The organism is Bacteroides sp. 1_1_14, from assembly GCF_000162515.1.
GTDB lineage: Bacteria > Bacteroidota > Bacteroidia > Bacteroidales > Bacteroidaceae > Bacteroides > Bacteroides thetaiotaomicron.
Window position 1 is genome coordinate 463,026 of record NZ_GG774706.1, and the last position, 25,323, is coordinate 488,348.

Consider the following 25,323-nt stretch of genomic DNA (forward strand, 5'->3'; position numbering starts at 1 on the left):
TGAACCGGGTAATAAAGAATAGTTAGCTCCGGGAGCTACTGCTATGCAGTTTTCACCACTGTCGGCAACAAAAATGAGTGCAGTCCCTGTGGGCTGATTAACATCATCTATGATATAATCAGTAGTGATACCTTCTTTCTTAAAGTGTTTTTTTAGAATTTCTGCATACATATCATTTCCCAAAGAGGTAATGAACGTTACAGATCCCCCGAGTCTTGCTGCTGCTACAGCCTGATTGGCGCCTTTCCCCCCGAGGGATTGCATGAAACTGGCATCTCCGACTGTTTCGCCAGGCGCCGGGAGATGGTTGACTTGTGCAACCATGTCGATGTTTGAACTTCCAATAACTACTACTTTCATTTGAACAGATTTATGTGTTTAACCTAGGTCTTATCTCGTTTATAGCACAACTTCTCTTTTATAAGGAATCGCACTCTGTGCACCGATTCGCGTGACTGCTATAGCTGCCGCCGCATTGGCAAATTTCACAGATTTAGCGAGTGAATGCCCTTCAGACAGGCAGACGCTGAATGCTCCGCAAAATACATCTCCGGCACCTGTTGTGTCAATCGTCTCTACTTCCTTTGCGGGAATCATGGTATATTCATCTTTCTCTTTTACGTAAGCCCCGTCTTTACCTAAAGTAATGACAACATTCTCTATACCTTTCTCTCCGATAGCCTGAGCGGCACGATGAGCGCTTTCTATATTCATCACTTTGATTCCGGATAACATTTCCGCTTCAATGCGGTTGGGGAGTATGGTGTGCACGTTCATTAAGAATGAGTTGCTCAGGCTGGACGCGGGAGCCGGATTGAGGATTACCTTTTTCCCATATTTGCAAGCAATAGTAGCTGCATATTCCACTGTGTCTATGGGAATCTCAAGTTGCATGAGAATAATATCAGCTTCCTTGATTTTTTCTTCGGCTTTATTGATATCCTCAATAGAAAGCGAACGGCTTGCTCCCGGTGCTACGATAATGCTATTTTCACCGAAAGAATCTACGGAGATAAGTGCAACTCCGGACGGACTTTTCTGGTCGGTAAATATATATTCCGTATTAATTTTCTCTGATCTGTATATTTCCAATGCTTGCAGGCCGAACAAATCATATCCGATTTTGGATATGAAGGTGACTTCAGCTCCCAGTCGGGCGGCTGCAATCGCCTGATTAGCTCCTTTGCCACCGGGATTCATGTAGAAGGTTCCGCCTAGTATGGTTTCTCCGGGAACAGGTAGTCTGTTGGCTTTCACGACCATATCGGTATTGCAACTACCGATGACTACAATTTTGGGTCTATGAATTGATATAGTTTCCATAGTATTAAAAATTAAGACTATGCAAATGAAAGCAATAATCATGCATAGTTTTCTACATTAATAATTGGTTTATATAATCTCAAAAATGATATCTTATATTGGATTTTCCTTGTATATAGGAGAGAATATAGAGGTAATGTGAAGCGAATTTATATAATTACAAAGAGAAAATGGAGATTTGAAAAGAGTGTTTTTATCGTCTGAAATACGAATCAGACACCTTACTCTTTAACATTCTTTTGCGCTAGCACGTGCTCTGAGGACTTCAGACAGTTTTTCTTTCCGAATTTTGGATTCCATCCACGCCGTAAAGTCAAAGAGGCGTAAAAGCTGACTTTCATATTTATTATTATATAATTCATGAATCTCAGGAGACAACTTTTCCCAAAATGCTTCTCTGTCTTTTTTCAGGATGGGAATATTTCTTTTATTCAGAAACCATAAAATGATACGTTCTGTTTTAAAAGTCTGCTCTTTGGGCGAAGATAGACTTCGGGTGATGGAACGGGATTCATACTGGATTAGCTCATGCTCCTGCACTTCATAAAAGACGATGAGGCGGACCAGACGAATAGTTCTCATTAAAGGCAGATACTTTATGTTATGGTCTATGATAGCGTTGCTGATATACTTTTTAGCAGTTTTATATTCTTGGTTACCAATGTGTACGAGTGTGGTGTAAAGCAATAATTCACTTTTTCGAATAGGGCCTAACCAGGCTTCTTTATCATAAAGTATTTCCTGGTAGTCTGCCATAAGTTGGGTACATTTCGAAAAATCTCCTTTATCCAGATAGGGAAATAGTTCGTATTGGAAGAGAAGGCAAGTTGCATTTACTTTAAATTCGAGCGAAGTGCTGTCTGATATAAGCTTTCTTAATTTATCAAGGAAGTAGGGGATTTCGTCATAGTTGCTCACAGACCGCAGGCTACCGAGTACTCCTTCGAGTACAGATAAATAGTATATAGGAGGATTTGACCAGAACTGCTGATTCTGCTCAAATAATGAGTCTAGTTCTTTGTATGAATTTAAGGCAGCTCTGTAATCGCCTGCTCCCATCAGGTAATTAGCCTGAAAAAGTTTATGGTTTCGTGTTAATTCAAAATTACCTTCGGAGTCTGAAGAAGCGGCTATATAAAGTTCGTTGACCATAAGGTCATTCATATCCTGTTTTTGCTTTACTGTTCTGATGGAGCCAATATGAGATAAACGATATTTCAATAAGTTGTGTAATGAAGATTGCTCTGTGATTTTCCGAATCTTTTTCAAAGCTTCATTTTGGATGAAGTGTTTGTGAAAAAGCTCCTGTTCTGTCATGTTGGGAAAGTTCAGACGGAGCAGATATTCCAGTTCCAGCTTCAAAGCTATCGTCAGAATTTCGTTGTTCTCATAGAATTGTGCTTGTTCTATTGTATTGGATAGTATTTCGAAACACTCTTCAAACAGAGAACGTTCATAAAGCATTCGGGCTTTGCACAAATTATTCAGCAGATCGTAATAGATATCTTTCTTTTTACGCAGGGTGAGTAACGTATCCGTCAGCTTTTCATATAAGTATTGAATGGATACTTCAAATGAGCCATTGGGCTTGCGTCTGTAAAATTCCTCTTTTACAGTATTTCCATTCGGTTGTTTACTCTTTATGATAATATCATAAATCACCAGATAGTCTTTTTCCTCCTTGTCCTTGATAACCTGTAGGGAGAAGTGCTTCTTTTCTGATTTAGATAACGAGTATATCAGGGATATAACGGAATCTACTCTTTTCATAGGGAACTCTTTGCATTAGTATTAGATTGCAATATTCGGGAATTTTTATGTAAAAAGCAAATCTGGCATTCTGTCACTTTGTGTTTTCTGTAGCTCTTTGTTGCGTATATTTGTGGGAAGAGGCCGGGCCTGTTCTGAAAATTGCAGGGAATTCTCATTTCCTCAGATCAGAAAAATATATTATAATGTGATTGAATGTTTTTCTGCCTTGAAAATTGAATGTTTGATAGTCTATCTGAAAATAATACTCATTTTGGATGGTTTTTCATAAGAAAAGCTATACCTTCGATGTACTTTTTAATAATAAAGATGAAATGTTGGATTTAAAGCAACTTACAGTTGAAGTATGCCGCATAGCTACCGAAGCTGGGCATTTTCTGAAAGAAGAGCGGAAAAACTTCCGTCGTGAGCGTGTTATGGAAAAACATGCGCATGATTATGTGTCGTATGTGGATAAAGAGTCTGAAGTACGGTTGGTAAAAGCGCTTTCTGCCTTGTTGCCCGAAGCAGGATTTATTACGGAAGAAGGCTCTGCTACTTATCAGGACGAACCTTACTGCTGGGTCATTGATCCGTTGGACGGAACTACGAATTATATTCATGATGAGGCTCCTTATTGTGTATGCATCGCTCTGCGCAGTCGTACCGAATTGCTTTTGGGAGTTGTGTATGAAGTCTGCCGGAATGAATGTTTCTATGCCTGGAAAGGAGGAAAGGCTTTCATGAATGGTGAGGAAATTCATGTTTCGGATGTCCGGGATATCAAGAATGCATTTGTGTTTACTGAATTACCTTATAATTATGATCAGTATAAACCGACGGCTCTCCATCTGATTGATAACCTTTATGGAGCCGTGGGAGGCATTCGCATGAACGGTTCGGCTGCGGCTGCAATCTGTTATATAGCTAATGGTCGTTTTGATGCATGGGCCGAAGCGTTTATCGGTAAGTGGGATTATTCGGCGGCTGCCCTGATTGTGTTGGAAGCAGGCGGTCGCGTGACTAATTTCTATGGTGACGACCATTTTATAGAAGGTCATCATATTATTGCAACCAATGGATACCTGCATCCTTTATTTTTGAAACTCTTAGCAGAAGTTCCTCCGTTGGATATGTAAGACTGCTGCGATTGTATAAATAGCTACTACTATGAAACACACATTACTTATAAAAGATTGGCTTTATTCTTTTTGTCCCTTTGGTTTCCCCGTTGCTGCGTCGTTTGTGGCGGATCGTTGGCTAAAGGAGAAGAGTGTATTTGCACCATGTGCAATATAAACTTGCCTCGTACCGATTATCATCTTCGGAAAGACAATCCGGTAGAAAAACTCTTTTGGGGTAAGTTTCCTCTGGAACGTGCCACTTCTTTTTTCTTTTATCGCAAAGGAAGTGATTTTCGGCAAGTTCTCCACCAACTCAAATATGGAGGACAAAAAGAAATTGGTGCTATTATGGGACGATATATGGCATCCGAATTGCAGGCTTCCGACTTCTTTCATGGAGTTGATGTAATCATTCCCATCCCTTTGCATAAGAAGAAACAGCAGATACGTGGCTACAATCAAAGTGAATGGATATCGCGCGGGATTATGGCCGTAACAGGTATTCCGGTGGATACCGAAGCAATCATACGCCGGAAGAATACGGAAACGCAAACACAAAAGTCAGCTTTAGAACGTTGGGAGAATGTAGATGGAATCTTCGAATTGCATCGTTCGGAGTATTTGGCAGGAAAGCATATATTAATAGTAGATGATGTGTTGACGACTGGAGCAACTACCGTAGCGTGCGCTTCTCGGCTGGCAGAGATTGAAGGAGTACGGATTAGTGTGTTGACGTTGGCTATGGCAGAATAAAGTAGCTATTCTTAAAAAGATTCAGTAAGCTGCAATAACTGCAAAAGAAAGGCTTTGGATAGTGTTATTATAAATGTAATTATTATATTTATAGGAATCGGTTTATGAATATCCTAATTCCGTTTAGCCTGTACTATTTTTATATCTCTATACCAATATCCGTAACCCACACTCACATCAAATACCCGCTCCTTGTCAGCAGGATTCGGCTTTATATGAAAAAACATTTTGCAAGGTTGTTCCACAGATGAATTTACGATCTCTCCCCAGTCACCTTTGTAAGTTGTGGTATCATCATACTTTATGTTGGGCTCGATTTTACATTCGATGCCATCTACCATTACATTAGTCACATAGGCCATGTCTGAATATTGGTCTGTACCTTGAAGAGTAAATTCTATACCATCCGAACCTATTTCTCCACATAATTTATATTTGTTTGCTTCGTCTTGGACTAAATCAATATCGGTAGCTTTTAAGGTTAAAGGATGAAACGTTTCATCTTCATTCCTACAACTTGCAAAAGCGAGAACTGTCACGGCGACAATAAATACTATTAATTGCTTTTTCATATTGTTATAACTTGCTTGGGGGATACAAAGAGTTGTTACCTACTTAATAAATACGGGAGTAGCTGATTTATTGCATTGAACCGGATTTTTTTTTGAGGATAGAGAAATAAAAAAGAGGTGCATCGTTATTGATACACCTCTTTTTGCTCTTCCTCTTGGACTTGAACCAAGGACCCTCTGATTAACAGTCAGATGCTCTAACCGACTGAGCTAAGGAAGAATGTTGCAATCAAGAATTTCAGTTTTGCTCTTCCTCTTGGACTTGAACCAAGGACCCTCTGATTAACAGTCAGATGCTCTAACCGACTGAGCTAAGGAAGAATGTTTTTCTCAATTGCGATGCAAAAGTAGTAGGTTTTTTTGAAATATGCAATATCTTTGCAAAAAAAATATTGAGAATGGACAAAATAATAGGATTGGGCAACGCCCTGATAGACGTACTTGCAACCCTGAAAGACGATACACTCTTGGATGAACTGGAATTACCCAAGGGAAGCATGCAACTCATCGATGACGCTAAGTTACAGCAGATTAACACAAAATTTTCACAAATGAAAACGCATCTGGCAACAGGCGGATCGGCAGGAAATGCCATACTTGGACTCGCTTGTCTGGGTGCCGGAACAGGTTTTATCGGAAAAGTAGGAAATGATCATTATGGCGATTTTTTTTCGGAAAAATCTGCAGAAAAATAATATTGAAGACAATTTATTGACCTCCGAACAGCTTCCTTCGGGAGTGGCATCCACTTTTATTTCTCAGGATGGAGAGCGTACTTTTGGTACCTATCTGGGAGCGGCCGCTTCTTTGAAAGCTGAAGATCTGACATTGGAGATGTTCAAAGGATATGCATACTTATTTATAGAAGGATATCTTGTTCAGGATCACGAAATGATTCTTCATGCCATCGAACTGGCTAAAGAGGCTGGCCTGCAAATCTGTCTCGACATGGCAAGTTATAATATCGTGAAGAATGATCTGGAATTTTTCTCCTTATTAATAAATAAGTATGTGGATATCGTTTTTGCAAACGAGGAAGAAGCGAAAGCATTTACCGGCGAAGAACCGGAGGAAGCTCTGAGAGTGATAGCCAAGAAATGCAGCATTGCTATTGTGAAAGTTGGAGCAAACGGATCTTATATCCGTAAAGGTACGGAAGAAATTAAAGTGTCGGCTATTCCTGTAGAGAAAGTTCTGGATACCACCGGTGCAGGCGATTATTTCGCTTCCGGATTTCTGTATGGTCTGACGTGCGGATACTCGCTCGAAAAATGTGCAAAAATTGGTTCTATTCTCTCGGGAAATGTTATTCAGGTGATTGGAACAACAATCTCTCCGGAGCGCTGGGATGAAATTAAGTTAAATATTAACAAGGTTCTGGCGGAATAACCAAGGTTTGAGTTACTTTTACGTCTCATTTTAATGAAAGATATATGAAAAAATTGCTGAATAGGCGGATAGCTCTTGTTTTGGTGGCTGTAATAGCTACCGTAGCTTTCTTTAGTTTTAAGAGTGGAGACGACCGCAATTTCCAGATTGCCAAGAATCTGGATACATTTAATGCGATTGTGAAAGAACTGGATATGTTCTATGTGGATACTATTGATCCGAACAAGACCATTCGTGAAGGAATCGACAATATGCTTTTCTCGCTGGATCCTTATACAGAATATTACCCGGAGGAAGATCAAAGCGAACTGGAACAGATGGTGAAAGGAAGCTTTGGAGGTATCGGTTCTCTTATTACCTATAATACGAAGCTGAAACGTTCCATGATTGCCGAACCGTTCGAAGGAACTCCGGCGGCCAAAGCGGGACTGAAGGCGGGAGATATCCTGATGGAAATAGACGGAAAAGATCTGGCAGGAAAGAATAATTCGGAAGTCAGCCAGATGTTGCGCGGACAGGCGGGTACGAGCTTTAAACTGAAAGTGGAGCGTCCTAATGAGAAAGGCGGACAAACCCCGATGGAGTTTACTATCGTGCGTGAATCTATTCAGACCCCTGCCATCCCATATGCTACCGTGATGGATAATAAAGTGGGATATATCAGCCTGAGCACATTCTCCGGCAACCCTTCCAAGGATTTCAAAAAAGCATTGCTGGATCTGAAGAAACAGGGAGCTACTTCTCTGGTCATCGACCTCCGTAATAACGGTGGCGGTCTGTTGGATGAAGCAGTGGAAATAGCCAATTACTTCCTGCCCCGTGGAAAAGTAATCGTAACCACCAAGGGAAAGACGAAACAGGCAAGCAACACATACAAGACTTTGCGTGAACCGCTGGATCTGGATATTCCGATTGCCGTATTGGTAAACAGTGGTACGGCTTCTGCTTCAGAAATCCTGTCGGGCTCATTGCAAGACCTAGATCGTGCCGTTATTGTTGGTAACCGTACATTTGGAAAGGGACTTGTACAGGTTCCCCGTTCTTTACCTTATGGAGGAATGATGAAAGTGACTACTTCCAAATATTATATCCCAAGCGGACGTTGTGTGCAGGCGATTGACTATAAGCACCGGAACGAAGATGGAAGTGTGGGAACGATTCCCGACAGTCTGACTAACGTATTCTATACTGCTGCCGGACGTGAAGTACGTGACGGAGGTGGTGTAATGCCTGATATTACTGTCAAGCAGGAAAAACTGCCGAATATCTTGTTCTATCTGGTACGTGATAATCTGATTTTTGACTATGCGACTCATTACTGCTTGAAGCATCCTACTGTAGCTGCTCCTGAAAAGTTTGTAGTGACGGATGCTGATTACAATGATTTCAAGGAACTGGTGAAGAAGGCTGATTTCAAATATGACCAGCAAAGTGAGAAGATTCTGAAAACACTGAAAGAGGCCGCTGAATTCGAAGGCTATATGACAGATGCTGCAGAAGAGTTCAAGGCACTGGAAAAGAAGTTGAATCATAATCTTGACCGTGACCTGGATTATTTCTCAAAGGATATCAAGAGAATGATTGCTAATGAAATTATCAAGCGTTATTATTTCCAGAGAGGTGGTATTATCGAGCAACTGAAGGATGATGATGATTTGCAGGAAGCAATAAAGGTATTGAATGATCCTGCGAAGTATAAGGAAATGCTGAGCGCGCCGATAACGAAAGCTGAAAAGAAGTAACGTTGATTGTCATATATAAAATGCGGTGGACATTAGTAAGATGTTCACCGCATTTTATATATGCATATTATATTGGTTAGCCAATGGGAGCCCGGTGTAAGTGTTTTTTTTATAAAAAAGAAGGATAGCTTTTGCCCTACTAATCAGAATGTTCTATCTTTGCACCAATTACATTTTAAATGATTTACAATATGTCTACAGAATTATTCTCTACTCTGCCTTATAAAGTGGCAGATATTACACTTGCTGATTTCGGACGCAAGGAAATCGATTTGGCAGAAAAAGAAATGCCCGGCCTGATGGCTCTACGCGAAAAGTATGGAGAATCCAAACCGTTAAAAGGTGCCCGTATCATGGGATCATTACATATGACCATCCAGACCGCCGTACTGATTGAAACACTGGTTGCATTGGGAGCTGAAGTCCGCTGGTGTTCTTGTAATATATATTCAACGCAGGATCATGCTGCTGCTGCGATTGCTGCTTCCGGTGTTGCGGTATTCGCATGGAAAGGCGAGAATCTTGCTGACTACTGGTGGTGCACATTGCAAGCATTGAATTTCCCCGGCGGCAAAGGTCCGAACGTGATTGTAGACGATGGTGGTGATGCTACCATGATGATTCATGTCGGTTATGATGCAGAGAATGATGCTGCCGTATTGGACAAGGAAGTGCATGCGGAGGATGAAATCGAACTGAATGCCATTCTGAAAAAAGTATTGGCTGAGGATAAGACTCGCTGGCATCGTGTGGCTGAGGAAATGCGCGGCGTATCGGAAGAGACAACGACCGGTGTACACCGTTTGTATCAGATGCAGGAAGAAGGCAAATTGCTGTTCCCGGCATTTAATGTGAACGATTCGGTTACCAAGTCTAAGTTTGATAATCTCTACGGATGTCGTGAGTCACTGGCTGACGGTATCAAGAGAGCGACCGATGTGATGATTGCCGGTAAGGTAGTGGTGGTATGTGGTTACGGTGATGTGGGCAAGGGATGTTCGCATTCAATGCGCTCTTATGGTGCGCGTGTGCTTGTGACGGAAGTCGATCCGATTTGTGCGTTGCAGGCTGCTATGGAAGGTTTCGAAGTCGTAACGATGGAAGATGCCTGCACCGAAGGTAATATCTTCGTGACTACTACGGGGAATATCGATATCATTCGCATTGACCACATGGAGAAAATGAAAGATCAGGCGATCGTATGTAACATCGGCCACTTTGATAATGAAATCCAGGTGGATGCGTTGAAACATTATCCGGGCATCAAATGTGTAAACATCAAGCCGCAGGTAGACCGCTATTATTTCCCGGATGGTCACAGCATTCTTATGCTGGCTGACGGTCGTCTGGTGAATTTGGGATGTGCGACAGGCCATCCGTCATTCGTGATGAGTAACTCATTTACCAATCAGACGCTGGCCCAGATCGAGTTGTTCAACAAGAAATACGAAGTAAATGTATACCGCTTGCCGAAGCACCTGGATGAAGAAGTGGCTCGCCTGCATCTCGAAAAGATCGGGGTGAAACTGACGAAGCTGACTCCGGAACAGGCCGCTTATATCGGTGTATCGGTAGACGGACCTTATAAGGCTGAACATTATAGATACTAATTTAATTGACAATTGACAGTTGACAAATGACAATGAACAGCTATATGGAACGAGTGATCTGCCGGGCTGTTATTGTTGACCATCAATTGTCAATTGTCAATTGTCAATTGTCAATTTTATGAAGAAGTTCCTTCCCGACTTAATTGCTATTTTAGCTTTTATCATCCTTTCTTTTGCTTATTTTTTTCCGGCTGATATCGAAAGTCGTATTCTGTTTCAGCACGATACGGTGGCTGGAGTGGGAGCCGGTCAAGAAGCTCAGGAATATCTTGAACGTACAGGAGAACGTACCCGCTGGACAAACTCTCTTTTTGGTGGTATGCCTACCTATCAGATGTCTCCGAGTTATGATTCTACCAAACCGCTGAAGTGGATAGAAAACATCTATCACTTGTATCTTCCATCTTATGTGGTGCTGACCTTCATCATGATGCTCGGGTTTTATATCCTTTTGCGGGCATTCGGGTTGTCTGTCTGGTTATCTGCTTTAGGGGGGATTATCTGGGCTTTCTCCTCCTATTTCTTTATTTTGATATCGGCAGGGCATATCTGGAAATTTGTCACATTGGCTTATATTCCGCCTACGATTGCCGGTATTGTACTGGCTTATCGGAAGAAATATCTGTTGGGAGGGATTGTGACTGCTTTGTTTATCGCGCTTCAGATTCAGTCGAACCATATTCAGATGAGCTACTACTTCATGTTTGTCATCCTGTTTTTTGTAGGAGCTTACTTTGAAGATGCTTATAAGAAGAAGGAGTTGCCGCATTTTTTCAAGGCAAGTGCCGTTCTGGCATTGGCTGCGATGATAGGAGTGTGTGCGAACCTCTCCAATCTATACCATACTTATGAGTATAGTAAGGAGACTATGCGCGGAAAGAGTGAACTGAAACAGGAAGGACCTGCTGCCAATCAGACCAGCAGCGGACTGGACCGTAACTATATAACGAACTGGAGTTATGGAATTGGTGAAACGCTTACTTTGCTGGTTCCGAATGTAAAGGGAGGGGCATCGATTCCTTTATCCAAGAATGAGACTGCCATGGCAAAGGCGAATCCGATGTATAGTAACATCTATTCGCAGCTGACACAGTATTTTGGCGATCAGCCCATGACTTCCGGACCGGTCTATGTGGGAGCTTTTGTTTTATTTCTGTTTATATTGGGGTGCTTTATTGTTAAAGGACCGCTGAAATGGGCTTTACTGGGAGCTACTATCTTCTCTATTCTACTTTCGTGGGGAAAGAATTTTATGGGACTTACGGACTTTTTTATCGATTATGTACCGATGTATAACAAGTTCCGTGCCGTATCTTCTATCCTAGTTATAGCTGAATTTACGATACCTTTATTAGCGGTCTTTGCCTTAAAAGAAGTGCTGGCTAAACCGGAAATATTAAAGTTGAAAGAAAATCGGACAGGAGTAATTATCACTTTGGTATTAACAGCCGGTGTTTCACTGATTCTGGCTGTTGCCCCGGGAGTTTTCTTCTCTAGTTATATTCCGGCACAAGAGATGGCAGCTCTGCAGCAAGGACTGCCTGCCGAGTATTTATCTCCGATCATTACGAATCTGGCTGAAATGCGCAAGGCAATGCTGACTTCGGATGCATGGCGCAGTTTCTTTATTATAGTAGTAGGATGCTTCTTATTATTCCTTTATCAGCAGAAAAAGTTGAAGGCTTCTTTTACTATGACAGGTATCGTGCTTCTGTGTCTGATTGATATGTGGACTGTCAATAAGCGCTATTTGAATGATGAACAATTTGTATCGAAGTCAAACCAGACAGGAGCATTCGTTAAAACTCAGACGGATGAGATAATTCTTCAGGATACGGCTTTGAATTATAGGGTGTTGAATTTCGTAGGATTTCCCGGTAATACTTTCAATGAAAATAATACCTCATATTGGCATAAGAGTGTGGGTGGTTATCATGCGGCCAAGTTGCGTCGTTATCAGGAAATGATCGATCATCATATAACTCCGGAAATGAAGGATGCCTATCAGGAAGTTGCCGGCGCAGGCGGTGCGATGGATAGTGTGGACGCTTCCAAATTCCGTGTGCTGAATATGCTGAATACGAAGTACTTTATTTTCCCTGCCGGACAGCAAGGACAGACGGTTCCTGTTGAAAACCCTTATGCGTATGGTAACGCTTGGTTTGTGGATAAGGTGCAGTATGTCAATAATGCAAATGAAGAGATTGATGCGCTGAATGATATTCTTCCAACGGAAACAGCAGTGGTTGATGCGAAATTTAAAGATCAGTTGAAGGGTGTGACGAAAGGTTACAAAGACTCCTTATCTACCATTCGTCTGACCAGCTATGAACCGAATCGCCTGGTATATGAAACTTCTTCTGCTAAAGATGGAGTGGCTGTTTTCTCTGAGATTTATTATCCGGGCTGGCAGGCCAAGATTGACGGACAGCCGGTGGACATTGCCCGTGCTGACTATATCTTGCGTGTGATGAATGTTCCCGCAGGCCAGCATACGATTGAGATGTGGTTTGACCCGCAGAGCTTGCATGTTACGGAAAGCATAGCTTATGCGTCACTGGCTTTATTGCTGATCGGGGTGATGATTCTGATTTGGTTCAGCAAGAAGAAGTTAACAACTCCGAAAAAAAAAGGAGGCTGAGAACTCTTAAACTTTTTTCTGATCTTGTACTCTATATACCTTAAGCGGCTCTCTTCATCCCGAAGAGAGCCGCTTATGCATTCACTAAAAAATTATGAAAAACAAACGCTGTTTTGCTGTTAATTGATTTTATATTCCAAAGTTAAGTGGTTCTTTAAACAGAAGAAAAGGAAATCGACAAAGGGCGAAGATTTGTCTATTAAATATAGTGATATTATAATAATTAAGGTGGATATCAGGACTGAAAAAGGAAAATATGAACATAAACAGTCGATATATGGATAGTCCCATTTTGTCGCAACCCATTAAATTTGTGCCTGAATATAGAGCGATTATTATGAAAAGACTATTGTTCATTTTTACCTTTTTTTGCCTCCTTGCCATTCATGGAGGCGCACAGAATATTCTGACTCTGGAGAACTGCCTTCGTATAGGGATTGAGAACAATCTCTCTTTACAGGGAAAACGAAAAGCGATGCAGAAAAGTAAGTATGGCATTTCGGAGAATCGGGTGAAGCTGTTGCCGCAAATCAATGGCTTTGCCAACTTTAATGATAATATCGATCCGCCTGTCTCAGTAACTGACGGTTCTTCCTATGGAGTACCTTATAATATTACCCGAACGTTGCAATATAGTGCCAATGCCGGGATAGAATTGCAGATGCCACTTTATAATCAGACTCTCTATACTTCGATTTCCATAGCAGAGATTGTGGATGAGATGAGCCGGCTTTCGTATGAAAAGGCACGGGAAGATTTGATCTTGCAGATCAGTAAAATGTACTATCTGGGACAGGTTACTGCGGAACAGATTGCATTGATAAAAGCCAATATCACCCGATTGGAAGAACTGAGAGATATCACACAGGCTTTCTTTGATAATGGAATGGCAATGGAAGTTGACTTGAAGCGGGTGAATATCAATCTGGAAAATCTGAAAGTACAGTATGACAATGCGCAGGCGATGATGACGCAGCAGCTTAATATGCTGAAGTACATCATGGATTATCCGGCAGAAAAAGAAATCGGCCTGTTGCCGGTCAATACGGATAGTATCGCTACGGTTGCTTTGACCGGACTGTCGGAAAACCTCTATGAGCTTCAGTTGCTCCAATCACAGGTGCAGCTGGCAGAGCGGCAGAAACGATTGATCAGTAATGGCTATATTCCTTCTCTCAATCTGACGGGAAACTGGAGGTTTGCCGCTTATACTGATGAGGCTTATCATTGGTTTCATTCCGGTCCGTCCAATCATTGGTTCCGTTCTTATGGAGTGGGACTGACTTTGCGTATTCCTATTTTTGATGGCTTGGATAAGAAGTATAAGATCCGGAAAGCAATGATCGATATCGAAACCATGAAACTTTCACGGTTGGATACACGGAAGAATCTGCAAACACAGTATTTGAATGCTGTAAATGACTTGATGAATAACCAGCGGAACTTTAAAAAACAGAAAGACAATTATCTGCTTGCCGAAGAAGTGTATACGGTTACTACCGACCGCTATCGGGAAGGAATCACTTCAATGACTGAAGTTCTGCAGGATGAAATGCGGATGAGCGAGGCACAGAACAACTACATTAGTGCACATTATAATTATCGGGTGACCAACCTGATGTTACTGAAACTAACCGGACAGATCTCATCCTTGTTCAAATAACAGATAACTAATTGAATCATTCATATGGAAACAATGGAAAATAATACAGTCTCCAGTACGCATCAGGAGAAAGCTAAGAAAATGAGAAAATTACGCCGCTGGCAGATTATAGTAAGTCTGTTTGGAGTTGCTGTGATTGTTTGGGGAGTAATTGAAATTGTTTTTCTCTTTCTGGGCTATAAGCAGACGGAAACCAGTAATGATGCGCAGATAGAGCAATATGTGTCGCCTGTCAATCTGCGTGCATCGGGCTATATTAATAAGATTTATTTTACGGAACATCAGCAGGTACGCAAAGGTGATACCTTGCTGGTGCTGGACGACCGCGAATATAAAATCCGGGTGATGGAAGCTGAGGCTGCATTGAAGGATGCGCAGGCAGGCGCCACTGTGATAAATGCTACCTTGCAGACTACACAAACGACTGCATCTGTGTATGATGCGTCTATAGCTGAAATAGAAATCCGGCTAGCAAAACTGGAGAAAGACCGTCAGCGGTATGAAAATTTGGTCAAACGAAATGCGGCGACACCTATCCAGTTGGAACAGATTACAACAGAGTATGAAGCTACCTTTAAGAAGCTGGAAGCAACCAGGCGCCAGCGGGAGGCGGCTCTTTCGGGAGTGAATGAAGTATCTCACCGTCGTGAGAATACGGAAGCTGCCATCCAGCGTGCTACGGCTGCGCTTGAAATGGCACGGCTGAATCTTTCGTATACGGTTGTACTGGCTCCTTGCGATGGCAAGTTAGGCAGACGTTCTCTGGAAGAAGGGCAGTTCATTACAGCAGGGCAATGCATTACATATATTTTGCCCGATACACAAAAATGGATTATTGCTAATTATAAAGAAACGCAGATAGAGAATCTCCGCATCGGGCAGAAGGTGGCTATCACGGTAGATGCTATCAGTAAGAAAGAGTTTACAGGCAAAGTGACTGCTATTTCCGGAGCGACAGGTTCTAAATATTCGTTGGTGCCGACTGACAATTCTGCCGGAAACTTTGTGAAAATACAGCAGCGTATCCCTGTCCGTATTGATTTTACGGATTTATCGAAGGAAGATAATGATAAGCTGGCGGCGGGTATGATGGTAGTAGTAAAAGCTAAACTCTGATAGCCATGCCTTCGTGTCCTAGAAATTATCCTTTTTACAATTGGGTGCCCAAACCGATAGGTATTATTATTCTGCTGTTCTTTTTCCTGCCGATTCTTTCGGTGGGCGGGGTATACTCCGTGAACAGTACCGAGATGATGAGCGGCTTGGGTATTATTTCCGAGCATATTCAGTTTGCCAATTTTGTGACTTCCATCGGTATGGCGGCATTTGCTCCCTTCTTGTATGAACTGGTTTGTATACGACGGGAGAAACTGATGTGTATCGCAGGTTTTGCACTGATGTATGTATTCAGCTATGTATGTGCCAAAACCGACAGTATCTTTTTGCTGGCACTCTGCAGCCTGCTGACAGGGTTCCTGCGTATGGTACTGATGATGGTCAATCTGTTTACGCTGATCAAATATGCTTTTGGCATGGAGGCAACGCGTAATATTACTCCCGGCATGGAACCGAAAGACGCGACGGGATGGAATAAACTGGATATCGAAAAATGTGTCAGCCAGCCGGTAGTTTATCTGTTTTTTATGATCCTGGGGCAAATGGGTACGGCGCTAACGGCTTGGCTGGCTTTCGAATACGAATGGAAATATGTATATTATTTTATGATGGGTATTCTGCTGCTGTCCATTCTGATACTGTTCATTACGATGCCTAATCATGGTTTTGCCGGACGTTTCCCTATCAACTTCCGCAAATTCGGCAATGTGACCGCATTTTGCATATCATTGACGTGCATCACTTATGTGCTGGTTTATGGCAAGGTGCTGGATTGGTATGATGATCCATCTATTTGCTGGGCAACGGCGATCAGTATCCTTTTTGCTGGGATTTTTCTTTATATGGATGTTACCCGGCGGTCTTCCTACTTTATTTTGGGGGCGTTGAGGCTGCGTACCATTCGTATGGGGGCTTTGCTTTATTTATTGCTGATGATCATCAATTCCAGCGCGATGTTTGTCAATGTGTATGCAGGAGTCGGGATGCACCTGGATAATTTGCAGAATGCATCGCTGGCAAACTGGTGTATGGTCGGTTATTTTATCGGTGCCTTGATTTCCATTGTATTGGGGTCTAAAGGGGTGCATCTGAAATATCTTTTTGCTCTTGGCTTTTTCTTTCTGGCATTGTCGGCAGGATTCATGTACTTCGAAGTGCAGACAGCCGGACTTTACGAACGAATGAAGTATCCCGTAATTATTCGTACCATCGGAATGATGATTTTATATGCATTGACGGCAGCATATGCCAATCAGCGGATGCCTTTCAAATATCTTTCGACCTGGATTTGCATCATGCTTACCGTCCGTATGGTACTGGGACCGGGTATCGGAGGGGCTATTTATTCAAATGTACTACAGGAGCGCCAGCAACATTATATTACCCGTTATGCACAAAATGTTGATCTGGTAAACCCCGAAGCTTCTGCTTCGTATACCAATACCGTGCAGGGAATGCAATATCAGGGAAAGAGTGAAACGGAAGCGCATAACATGGCTGCCATGTCCGTCAAGGGGCGGATACAGGTGCAGGCTACGCTCTCTGCTGTGAAAGAAATGGCAGGGTGGACTATTTATGCAGGCGTTATTTGTATGATTTTTGTGCTCGTAGTGCCTTATCCCAAACGAAAATTGCTAACTTAGTATCGTTTTTCAATAGTAATTTATCAGTGAGTCAGTGTTATGGATACTCAGCAGGAACGTTTATTACAGCTTGACCGCGATCTGAAAAGTGGGAGGAATATATGCAGTTCGGGAGGTGTGCTCAGTTGTTTTCCATCTTCTTTGAAAGAACCTTTTCTGATGCAGGGGCTTGGTTTGATTGTCTGTCGGCAAGGTAGTTTCCAGTTTTCTCTTGATAATAAGTGCGCTTCTGCCAAGGCGGGTGAGACTTTGTTTATCCATGAGGAGTCTTGGTTTCAAGTGTTTCAAGAGACCGAAGATATGGAAATTCTTATTCTTGCCTATCAGATAGAACCTATACGTGACATTATCGGTAACTCAGTGGTTTCCATGTATATGTATTCGAAGCTTACCCCTGAACTTTCCTGTGTATGGAATACCGGCGAGGAAGATGAGATTATGAAGTATATGTCTTTGATAGACAGTGTGCTGGAAATGGAGGAGAGTGCGTTTAGCCTTTATGAGCAGAAACTTCTTCTGCTGGCACTGACCTATCGTATTTGTTCGGTCTATAACCGTAAATTGATTAGTGCCGGACAGGAAACGGGCGGGCGGAAAAATGAGATATTTGTCCGTCTCATCCAGTTGATAGAGCAATATTATATGCAGGAAAGGAGTGTGGAATTCTATGCGGATAAACTCTGTTTGTCTCCGAAATACCTTTCGGCTCTTTCCAAAAGCATCTGTGGGTATACGGTGCAGGAACTTGTATTCAAGGCGATTATCCGTAAGTGTATCTCTTTGTTGAAGAATACGCAAAAAAATATTCAGGAGATTTCCAATGAATTCGGCTTCCCCAATGCTTCTTATTTTGGCACATTCTTCAAGAAGCAAATGGGGATGTCGCCGCAGCAATATCGAAGGAATCTTTAATCGAAATTACTCTTTTTCTCCATAAGCCAGATCGCCTGCGTCGCCCAGCCCCGGTACAATATAGGAATGTTCATTGATTTCAGGATCGATGGCAGCACACCAAATGGTTGTTTTGTCTTCGGGAAATACGCTCTTGATATGATCGATTGCATGTTGGCTGGCAATGATCGAAGCTACGTGAATTTCGGCGGGATGCCCTTTGGTAAGCATGGCCTGATAACTCAGTTCCATACTGCCGCCTGTAGCCAGCATCGGATCGGTGATAATCAGCGTTTTGTCGTCAATACGCGGAGATGCGATATATTCTATATGTATATCAAATTTCAGGGTATCTTTATATTTTCGATAGGCGGACACAAATGCATTTTCTGCTCCGTCGAAATAGCTTAGGAAGCCTTGGTGAAAAGGAAGGCCGGCGCGGAGAATGGTGCTGATGACAAGCTGGTTGTCCGGTGTGCTGACGGGAGCAATGCCCAGTGGTGTCCGGATGTTTTTTACTGAGTATCGGAACTCTTTGCTCATTTCGTAAGCCATGATTTCTCCGATCCGTTCAATGTTACGGCGGAAACGTAGGCGGTCATTCTGAACTTCTACATTTCTGATTTCGGATATGTACTGGTTTAGAATCGAATTTGTTTGGCTAAAATCAATTACTTTCATATTATAGTTTAATCATAATTTAATCTCATTTTCATCGTATTGAGAACGTTCTGGCTTGCAAAGTAAACGATAATCTTTCAAATTGCAATATTCAGTTTGCAGATATTGTTAGGAATTTATAAAAGAGATTCAATTAGGGAAAAATTTCTCTAATCCCTTCTTCCTTTTCAAAGAAAGTATTACTTTTGTACCCGGATTTACAAGGAGGCACCCAAAGCTCCTCATGTTCAGGTGAAAAGAGATAATAAAACGAAATACCAATTTTAATTAATTCAAAAAAAATGGCAAATTTAGATTTAAGCAAGTACGGTATCACAGGTGTGACCGAGATTGTGCACAATCCGTCTTATGACGTTTTGTTCGCTGAAGAAACAAAACCAGGTTTGGAAGGTTTTGAAAAAGGCCAGGTAACTAACATGGGCGCTGTAAACGTAATGACTGGCGTTTATACAGGACGTTCTCCTAAAGATAAATTCTTCGTAAAAGACGAAACCAGCGAAAATACAGTATGGTGGACTTCTGAAGAATACAAAAACGACAACAAACCAGTTGACGCTAAATGTTGGGCAGCTGTGAAAGATTTGGCAACTAAAGAACTTTCTAACAAAAGACTGTTCGTTGTTGACGCTTTCTGCGGAGCTAACGAAAACTCTCGCTTGAAACTGCGCTTCATCATGGAAGTAGCATGGCAAGCTCACTTCGTAACAAACATGTTCATCCGTCCGACAGCTGAAGAATTGGCTAACTTCGGTGAACCTGATTTCGTTATCATGAACGCTTCTAAAGCTAAAGTTGAAAACTACAAAGAACTGGGCTTGAACTCGGAAACTGCAGTTGTATTCAACTTGACTGAAAAGATCCAGGTTATCCTGAATACTTGGTACGGTGGTGAAATGAAGAAAGGTATGTTCTCTTACATGAACTACTTATTGCCTTTGAACGGTATGGCTTCTATGCACTGCTCTGCTAACACTGATAAAGAAGGCAAGAGCTCAGCTATCTTCTTCGGTCTGTCAGGTACAGGTAAGACTACTTTGTCTACTGACCCGAAACGTTTGTTGATCGGTGATGACGAACACGGATGGGATGACGAAGGTGTATTCAACTTCGAAGGTGGTTGCTACGCTAAAGTTATCAACTTGGATAAAGAAAGCGAACCGGACATCTGGAATGCTATCAAACGCGATGCTTTGTTGGAAAACTGTACAGTTAACGCTGAAGGCGAAATCAACTTCGCTGACAAGTCAGTAACTGAAAACACTCGTGTTTCTTATCCTATCTATCATATCGAAAACATCGTTAAACCGGTGTCTAAAGGTCCTCATGCTAAACAAGTTATCTTCTTGTCAGCTGACGCATTCGGTGTATTGCCTCCGGTATCTATCCTGAACGCAGAACAAACTAAATATTACTTCTTGTCTGGTTTTACAGCTAAATTGGCTGGTACAGAACGTGGTATCACTGAACCGACTCCGACATTCTCGGCTTGTTTCGGTGCTGCTTTCTTGTCACTGCACCCAACTAAATACGGTGAAGAACTGGTGAAGAAGATGGAAAAAACTGGTGCTAAGGCATATTTGGTTAACACTGGTTGGAATGGTACTGGCAAACGTATCTCTATCAAAGATACTCGTGGTATCATCGACGCTATCCTTGACGGTTCTATCGACAAAGCTCCTACTAAGGTTATGCCTTACTTCGACTTTGTTGTTCCTACAGAACTTCCGGGTGTTGATCCGAAGATCCTTGACCCACGCGACACTTACGAATGTGCTTGCCAATGGGAAGAAAAAGCAAAAGATTTGGCTGGACGTTTCATCAAGAACTTCGCTAAATTTACAGGTAACGAAGCTGGTAAGGCTTTAGTTGCTGCTGGTCCGAAACTCTAAGCCTTTTAGGCAATAGATATGTAATGCAAAATGTGGGCGGTTCCGAAAGGAGCCGCCTTTTTTTGTTTATATGAAGGTGATTTTGTATCTTTGTTAATCTGAATTATGTTCGATAAAACGCTGACAAATACATGATTATTACTTATTTAAAACTCTTTTGTACATTCGCGAAAATTGGTATGTTTACCATTGGCGGGGGATATGCCATGATTCCTTTGATAGAACGGGAAATAGTAAAGAAAAACTGGATGAGCAAGGACGAATTTATGGAAATGTTTGCCTTGACTCAATCGTTGCCCGGAGTTTTTGCGGTAAATATATCCATTTTCGTGGGATATAAACTTCATAAGGTTAGCGGAAGTCTGGTTTGTGCGTTGGCGACTATTCTCCCTTCATTTGTCATTATGATGTTGATTGCCATGTTCTTTGCCCGTTTTCAGGACAATGAGGTGATGATTCGTATCTTTAACGGGATACGTCCGGCTGTAGTGGCGCTGATTTTGTTTCCTTGTATATCTGCGGTCAGAGCTTTGCATTTGAAGTATGTGCAACTGATAGCTCCTGTGATTGCCACAGTACTGATCTGGCAATTCGGGCTTTCTCCTATTTATGTGGTATTGGCGGGGATTTCCGGTGGATTAGTGTATACTCTGTGGTTGAAAAATAAGATTAAAGATATAAAGGCATGATATATTTACAGTTACTTTGGGTGTATCTGAAGATAGGTACGTTTGGTTTCGGAGGTGGTTATGCGATGCTTTCGTTGATTCAGCATGAAATTGTAGATCTCCACCATTGGCTGACTCCCCAACAATTTACGGATGTGGTGGCAATTTCGCAGATGACTCCGGGGCCGATTGGAATTAATAGTGCTACTTATGTGGGCTATGCAGTGACACACAGTGTATGGGGAGCGGTACTTGCTACCGTAGCGGTGTGTCTGCCCTCTTTTATTCTCGTATTGCTCATTTCCTATTTCTTTGCGAAATGCAAGGATAATAAATACATAAAAGCAGCGATGTCCGGTTTGCTTCCCATGTCAGTGGCATTGATTGCCTCGGCTGCCTTGTTGATGATGAACAGGGAGAATTTTATTGATTATAAAAGTATAGGGATTTTTGCAGGAGCATTCCTTATCACCTGGAAATGGGATTTGCATCCTATTCTGCTGATTTGTCTGGCAGGTCTGGTGGGGGTGATCTTGTATTAAAAAAACTTATTATAAGGAACGTTATTGCTTGTCTGTCATTACTTTGTCTATTTTTGTGAAAGTTGGATAAAAAAACAGATTTATGGTGTATCTGGATACCGATAAGCAAACCTATGCAGATTTAAGCATAACGGAAAGCGTGTATGACGAGCAGCCCCTTTGTTCCTTGTTTATGAAAACGGAAACAAAACAAGGGAAATCTCTGATGCTGGAATGGATTATGTATCCATTAAGTGATTGGGAGACTATCTGTAAACGCCAGAAAGCGATTGACTGGGAGTTCCTGCCGGATCTTCCCCTGAATGAGGAGGAACTGGATTTTATCGAATATTATCTAGGGTATCGGGATCAGATAAGGAGGAACAATATCTTATTTACTTGTGCCGGACTTATTGACCGTCTGGTGCGATATGACCCTAATCGTTATGTGATTTGCAGAGGTGTGAAGCTCGTTGTTCACATGCTTCATCGTTTGAAAGAATGGGTGACAGGAGCGAGGGATAATATGCCTAAACTGTTGAAGGAAGCGGCCGGCACTATACGGGGGATCTTGTATGGAAGCGAACTGGAGGAAGTACTGGAGCAGACTTCCGACGAAAAAGCCCGTTTGTCAATTTATGCCGTCGATAAATACGATTATTTGTTTCGTTGTACTCGTCTTTTGTCTATAAAGGAATTGTTATCCATTATTTATTTGCTGGATGTTTGCAGAACGGCACATCGGATTGCGAGGGAAAAGAAGCTCAATTGTACTCCTAAAATGGTGCAGGCGATGGAGTTTTCTGTAGAGGGAGTGGTGCATCCGTTCGTGAAGAATGCGCAAAGAAATAATTGGGAGATGTCTCAGGGAAACATTTCGCTTTTTACCGGCTCCAATATGGCGGGGAAATCCACCACACTGAAGGCGTTGACTCTGGCTGTATGGCTGGCGCATTGCGGATTGCCTGTTTTTGCCGAATCGATGACGTGTCCGGTCTATGAAGGTATATATACTTCTATTAATTTGCCTGATTCTTTGAGGGACGGACGGAGCCATTTTATGGCAGAAGTGCTTCGGATTAAAGAAATACTGATAAAGGTGGGGAGCGGAAAGAAATGCCTGGTAGTGCTGGATGAGATGTTTCGGGGAACTAATGCGAAAGATGCGTTTGAAGCTTCCGTTGCAGTAAATGAGTTGCTCAGGGACTTTCCACATTGCCATTTCTTGATATCGACGCATATCCTTGAATATGCGAAAGCCTTTGAACATGATTGCTCTTGCTGTTTTTACTATATGGAAGCTGAGATTAGGGAGGATCATTTTGTATGTCCTCACCGGTTGCTCAAAGGTATATCAGAAGCTAGGGTTGGCTACTGGATCGTAAAGAAGTTGCTTAATATGCATGAACTGGAAATAGAAAAAGCCCGCTAGATAAAATCCGGCGGGCTTTCTGCATTATCTCGGGCTATTGCTTACGATTTGTTCGCGCGTTTACGCTCGATTTCGTCCAGAATGACTTTGCGCATACGCATTGCTTTTGGAGTTACCTCTACGTATTCATCTTCTTTGATGTATTCCAATGCCTCTTCGAGTGAGAACTGAACAGGCGGAATCAGACGAACTTTGTCATCAGATCCGGAAGCACGCATGTTGGTAAGCTTTTTGGATTTTGTAACGTTGATAACCAGATCGTTGTCATGGGAGTGTTCTCCTACTACCTGGCCTGCATATACTTCGTCCTGTGGGAAGATGAAGAACTTACCGCGATCCTGCAATTTATCGATGGCATAGGCAAAAGCAGTTCCGCTTTCCATTGCGATCATGGAGCCATTGGTACGGCGTTCGATTTCTCCCTTGTGCGGCTGATATTCTTTAAAACGGTGTGCCATGATAGCTTCACCGGCAGAAGCAGTCAGTACGTTGGTACGAAGACCGATGATACCACGTGAAGGCATGTCGAATTCAAGGTTGATACGTTCGCCCGTATTTTCCATCTTCACCATTTCACCTTTGCGGCGGGTAACCATATCGATAATCTTGCTTGAATATTCTTCCGGTACGTTGATTGTCAGTTCTTCGATCGGTTCGCACTTGACGCCGTCGATTTCTTTAAAGATAACCTGTGGCTGACCTACCTGCAGTTCGTATCCTTCACGACGCATGGTCTCGATCAATACAGAAAGGTGAAGTACGCCACGGCCGGAAACAATCCATTTGCCGTCTTCCTCACTCTTTCTTACACGGAGTGCCAGATTCTTATCAAGTTCTTTCATCAGACGGTCGTGGATGTGGCGTGAAGTCACGAACTTACCGTCTTTTCCGAAGAATGGAGAGTCATTGATGGCAAATAGCATGCTCATCGTCGGCTCGTCGATAGCAATTGGCGGTAATGCTTCCGGATTTTCGAAATCGCAGACCGTATCTCCGATCTCAAAACCCTCGATACCTACCAATGCACAGATATCTCCTGATGAAACTTCGTTTGTTTTTACACGTCCCAAACCTTCAAATACATGAAGCTCTTTAATTTTAGATTTGAACATATCGCCATTACGTTTTACCAGCGTGATGTTCATTCCTTCTTTCAAGGTACCGCGATGTACGCGACCTACGGCAATACGACCGGTATAAGAAGAATAATCCAGAGAAGTAATCAGCATCTGCGGAGTACCTTCCAGTTGTTCGGGAGCAGGAATATTTTCAATAATACAATCCAGTAGCGGGGTAATGGTATCTGTCGGCTTTTGCCAGTCTGTGCTCATCCAGTTATTTTTGGCGGAACCGTAAATAACGGGGAAGTCCAGTTGGTCTTCTGTTGCGTTGAGGCTGAACATCAGGTCGAAAACCATTTCGTAAACTTCTTCAGGGCGGCAGTTAGGCTTATCTACCTTATTTACTACCACGATTGGTTTCAAACCGATTTCCAGTGCCTTCTGAAGTACGAAACGTGTTTGGGGCATCGGACCTTCGAAAGCGTCGACTAACAGAATGCAGCCATCTGCCATATTCAATACGCGTTCTACTTCACCACCGAAGTCGCTGTGTCCCGGAGTATCAATGATGTTAATTTTAGTACCGTTGTAATTGATGGATACATTTTTAGAAAGGATCGTTATACCACGTTCACGTTCCAGGTCGTTGTTATCCAGGATAAGTTCACCACTATTTTGATTGCTGCGGAATAGATTTCCGGCCAGCAACATCTTGTCAACCAGCGTTGTTTTCCCATGATCAACATGGGCAATGATTGCAATGTTTCGAATATTTTGCATATAATACCTATTATTTGGCTGCAAAGGTACGAAAATAGGATTAGAAATAAATGCAATAGCCCCATTTTTTTCTTG

General features: G+C 42.3%; 18 protein-coding genes, 2 tRNA genes and 2 pseudogenes. 14 read left to right on the forward strand and 8 right to left on the reverse strand.

Translation table 11 applies throughout. The features are described from left to right. The 3 genes from HMPREF9007_RS27760 to HMPREF9007_RS10920 all read right to left on the reverse strand — a co-directional run. Positions 1 to 360, reverse strand: a 360-nt coding sequence (locus HMPREF9007_RS27760) for a PfkB family carbohydrate kinase (protein WP_008761959.1), incomplete at its 3' end; no start/stop codon positions are given. 39 nt (positions 361 to 399) lie between these two features. Beyond that, positions 400 to 1,323: a ribokinase gene (rbsK, locus tag HMPREF9007_RS10925; RefSeq protein ID WP_008761960.1), complete on the reverse strand. Its 924-nt coding sequence runs from the start codon at positions 1,321 to 1,323 to the stop codon at positions 400 to 402. Positions 1,324 to 1,551: 228 nt separating this feature from the next. Next, complete coding sequence (locus HMPREF9007_RS10920; RefSeq protein WP_008761961.1) at positions 1,552 to 3,093, reverse strand: hypothetical protein; 1,542 nt, start codon at positions 3,091 to 3,093, stop codon at positions 1,552 to 1,554. A 314-nt stretch (positions 3,094 to 3,407) separates the two neighbouring features. Between HMPREF9007_RS10920 and HMPREF9007_RS10915 the strand changes: the two genes are divergently transcribed. Both HMPREF9007_RS10915 and HMPREF9007_RS10910 read left to right on the forward strand, forming a co-directional pair. Next, entirely contained in the window at positions 3,408 to 4,211 is an 804-nt protein-coding gene (locus HMPREF9007_RS10915) for an inositol monophosphatase family protein (RefSeq protein WP_011108488.1), read from the forward strand. A gap of 31 nt (positions 4,212 to 4,242) precedes the next feature. Next, positions 4,243 to 4,949 (forward strand): annotated as a pseudogene (locus HMPREF9007_RS10910) (ComF family protein). A gap of 113 nt (positions 4,950 to 5,062) precedes the next feature. Here HMPREF9007_RS10910 and HMPREF9007_RS10905 read toward each other — a convergent pair. The 3 genes from HMPREF9007_RS10905 to HMPREF9007_RS10895 form a co-directional block, all read right to left on the reverse strand. Then, on the reverse strand, positions 5,063 to 5,521 hold the full coding sequence (locus HMPREF9007_RS10905; protein ID WP_008761964.1) for a hypothetical protein: 459 nt from the start codon (positions 5,519 to 5,521) through the stop codon (positions 5,063 to 5,065). A gap of 146 nt (positions 5,522 to 5,667) precedes the next feature. Continuing rightward, a tRNA-Asn gene (locus HMPREF9007_RS10900) sits at positions 5,668 to 5,741 on the reverse strand. 27 nt (positions 5,742 to 5,768) lie between these two features. Then, positions 5,769 to 5,842 (reverse strand) — tRNA-Asn (locus HMPREF9007_RS10895). 77 nt (positions 5,843 to 5,919) lie between these two features. Between HMPREF9007_RS10895 and HMPREF9007_RS10890 the strand changes: the two are divergent. The 8 genes and pseudogenes from HMPREF9007_RS10890 to HMPREF9007_RS10855 all read left to right on the forward strand — a co-directional run bounded on the left by HMPREF9007_RS10890 (position 5,920) and on the right by HMPREF9007_RS10855 (position 18,237). After that, a pseudogene (locus tag HMPREF9007_RS10890) lies at positions 5,920 to 6,910 on the forward strand (adenosine kinase). A 44-nt stretch (positions 6,911 to 6,954) separates the two neighbouring features. Beyond that, positions 6,955 to 8,652, forward strand: coding sequence for a S41 family peptidase (locus tag HMPREF9007_RS10885; RefSeq protein ID WP_008761965.1), 1,698 nt, complete (start codon positions 6,955 to 6,957; stop codon positions 8,650 to 8,652). Positions 8,653 to 8,843: 191 nt separating this feature from the next. Then, entirely contained in the window at positions 8,844 to 10,262 is a 1,419-nt protein-coding gene (ahcY, locus tag HMPREF9007_RS10880) for an adenosylhomocysteinase (RefSeq protein WP_032850487.1), read from the forward strand. Between the two features lie 118 nt (positions 10,263 to 10,380). Continuing rightward, positions 10,381 to 12,903: a YfhO family protein gene (locus HMPREF9007_RS10875; protein ID WP_008761967.1), complete on the forward strand. Its 2,523-nt coding sequence runs from the start codon at positions 10,381 to 10,383 to the stop codon at positions 12,901 to 12,903. A gap of 337 nt (positions 12,904 to 13,240) precedes the next feature. Further along, on the forward strand, positions 13,241 to 14,566 hold the full coding sequence (locus HMPREF9007_RS10870; protein ID WP_008761968.1) for a TolC family protein: 1,326 nt from the start codon (positions 13,241 to 13,243) through the stop codon (positions 14,564 to 14,566). A 24-nt stretch (positions 14,567 to 14,590) separates the two neighbouring features. After that, the gene (locus HMPREF9007_RS10865) at positions 14,591 to 15,682 is read left to right on the forward strand and encodes an HlyD family secretion protein (protein ID WP_008761969.1); all 1,092 of its coding nucleotides are present in this window, start codon (positions 14,591 to 14,593) and stop codon (positions 15,680 to 15,682) included. Between the two features lie 5 nt (positions 15,683 to 15,687). Next, positions 15,688 to 17,325 carry a hypothetical protein gene (locus HMPREF9007_RS10860; protein ID WP_016268872.1) on the forward strand — a complete coding sequence of 546 codons (1,638 nt, stop codon included), beginning with the start codon at positions 15,688 to 15,690 and terminating at the stop codon, positions 17,323 to 17,325. Positions 17,326 to 17,364: 39 nt separating this feature from the next. Further along, on the forward strand, positions 17,365 to 18,237 hold the full coding sequence (locus HMPREF9007_RS10855) for a helix-turn-helix domain-containing protein (protein WP_008761971.1): 873 nt from the start codon (positions 17,365 to 17,367) through the stop codon (positions 18,235 to 18,237). 6 nt (positions 18,238 to 18,243) lie between these two features. On the opposite strand, the gene upp is transcribed toward HMPREF9007_RS10855, so the two are convergent. Next, complete coding sequence (gene upp / locus HMPREF9007_RS10850) at positions 18,244 to 18,897, reverse strand: uracil phosphoribosyltransferase (protein WP_008761972.1); 654 nt, start codon at positions 18,895 to 18,897, stop codon at positions 18,244 to 18,246. 281 nt (positions 18,898 to 19,178) lie between these two features. Here upp and pckA point away from each other — a divergent pair, with 281 nt between their 5' ends. The 4 genes from pckA (at position 19,179) to HMPREF9007_RS10830 (ending at position 23,407) form a co-directional block, all read left to right on the forward strand. Then, complete coding sequence (pckA, locus tag HMPREF9007_RS10845; RefSeq protein WP_008761973.1) at positions 19,179 to 20,786, forward strand: phosphoenolpyruvate carboxykinase (ATP); 1,608 nt, start codon at positions 19,179 to 19,181, stop codon at positions 20,784 to 20,786. A gap of 131 nt (positions 20,787 to 20,917) precedes the next feature. Beyond that, positions 20,918 to 21,475: a chromate transporter gene (locus tag HMPREF9007_RS10840; RefSeq protein WP_008761974.1), complete on the forward strand. Its 558-nt coding sequence runs from the start codon at positions 20,918 to 20,920 to the stop codon at positions 21,473 to 21,475. Continuing rightward, positions 21,472 to 21,996: a chromate transporter gene (locus HMPREF9007_RS10835; protein WP_008761975.1), complete on the forward strand. Its 525-nt coding sequence runs from the start codon at positions 21,472 to 21,474 to the stop codon at positions 21,994 to 21,996. Before HMPREF9007_RS10840 ends, HMPREF9007_RS10835 begins: the two co-directional genes overlap by 4 nt. 82 nt (positions 21,997 to 22,078) lie before the next feature. After that, the gene (locus HMPREF9007_RS10830) at positions 22,079 to 23,407 is read left to right on the forward strand and encodes a hypothetical protein (protein WP_008761976.1); all 1,329 of its coding nucleotides are present in this window, start codon (positions 22,079 to 22,081) and stop codon (positions 23,405 to 23,407) included. 41 nt (positions 23,408 to 23,448) lie between these two features. Here HMPREF9007_RS10830 and typA read toward each other — a convergent pair whose 3' ends face one another. After that, complete coding sequence (gene typA / locus HMPREF9007_RS10825) at positions 23,449 to 25,248, reverse strand: translational GTPase TypA (RefSeq protein WP_008761977.1); 1,800 nt, start codon at positions 25,246 to 25,248, stop codon at positions 23,449 to 23,451. Between the last annotated feature and the right edge of the window lie 75 nt (positions 25,249 to 25,323).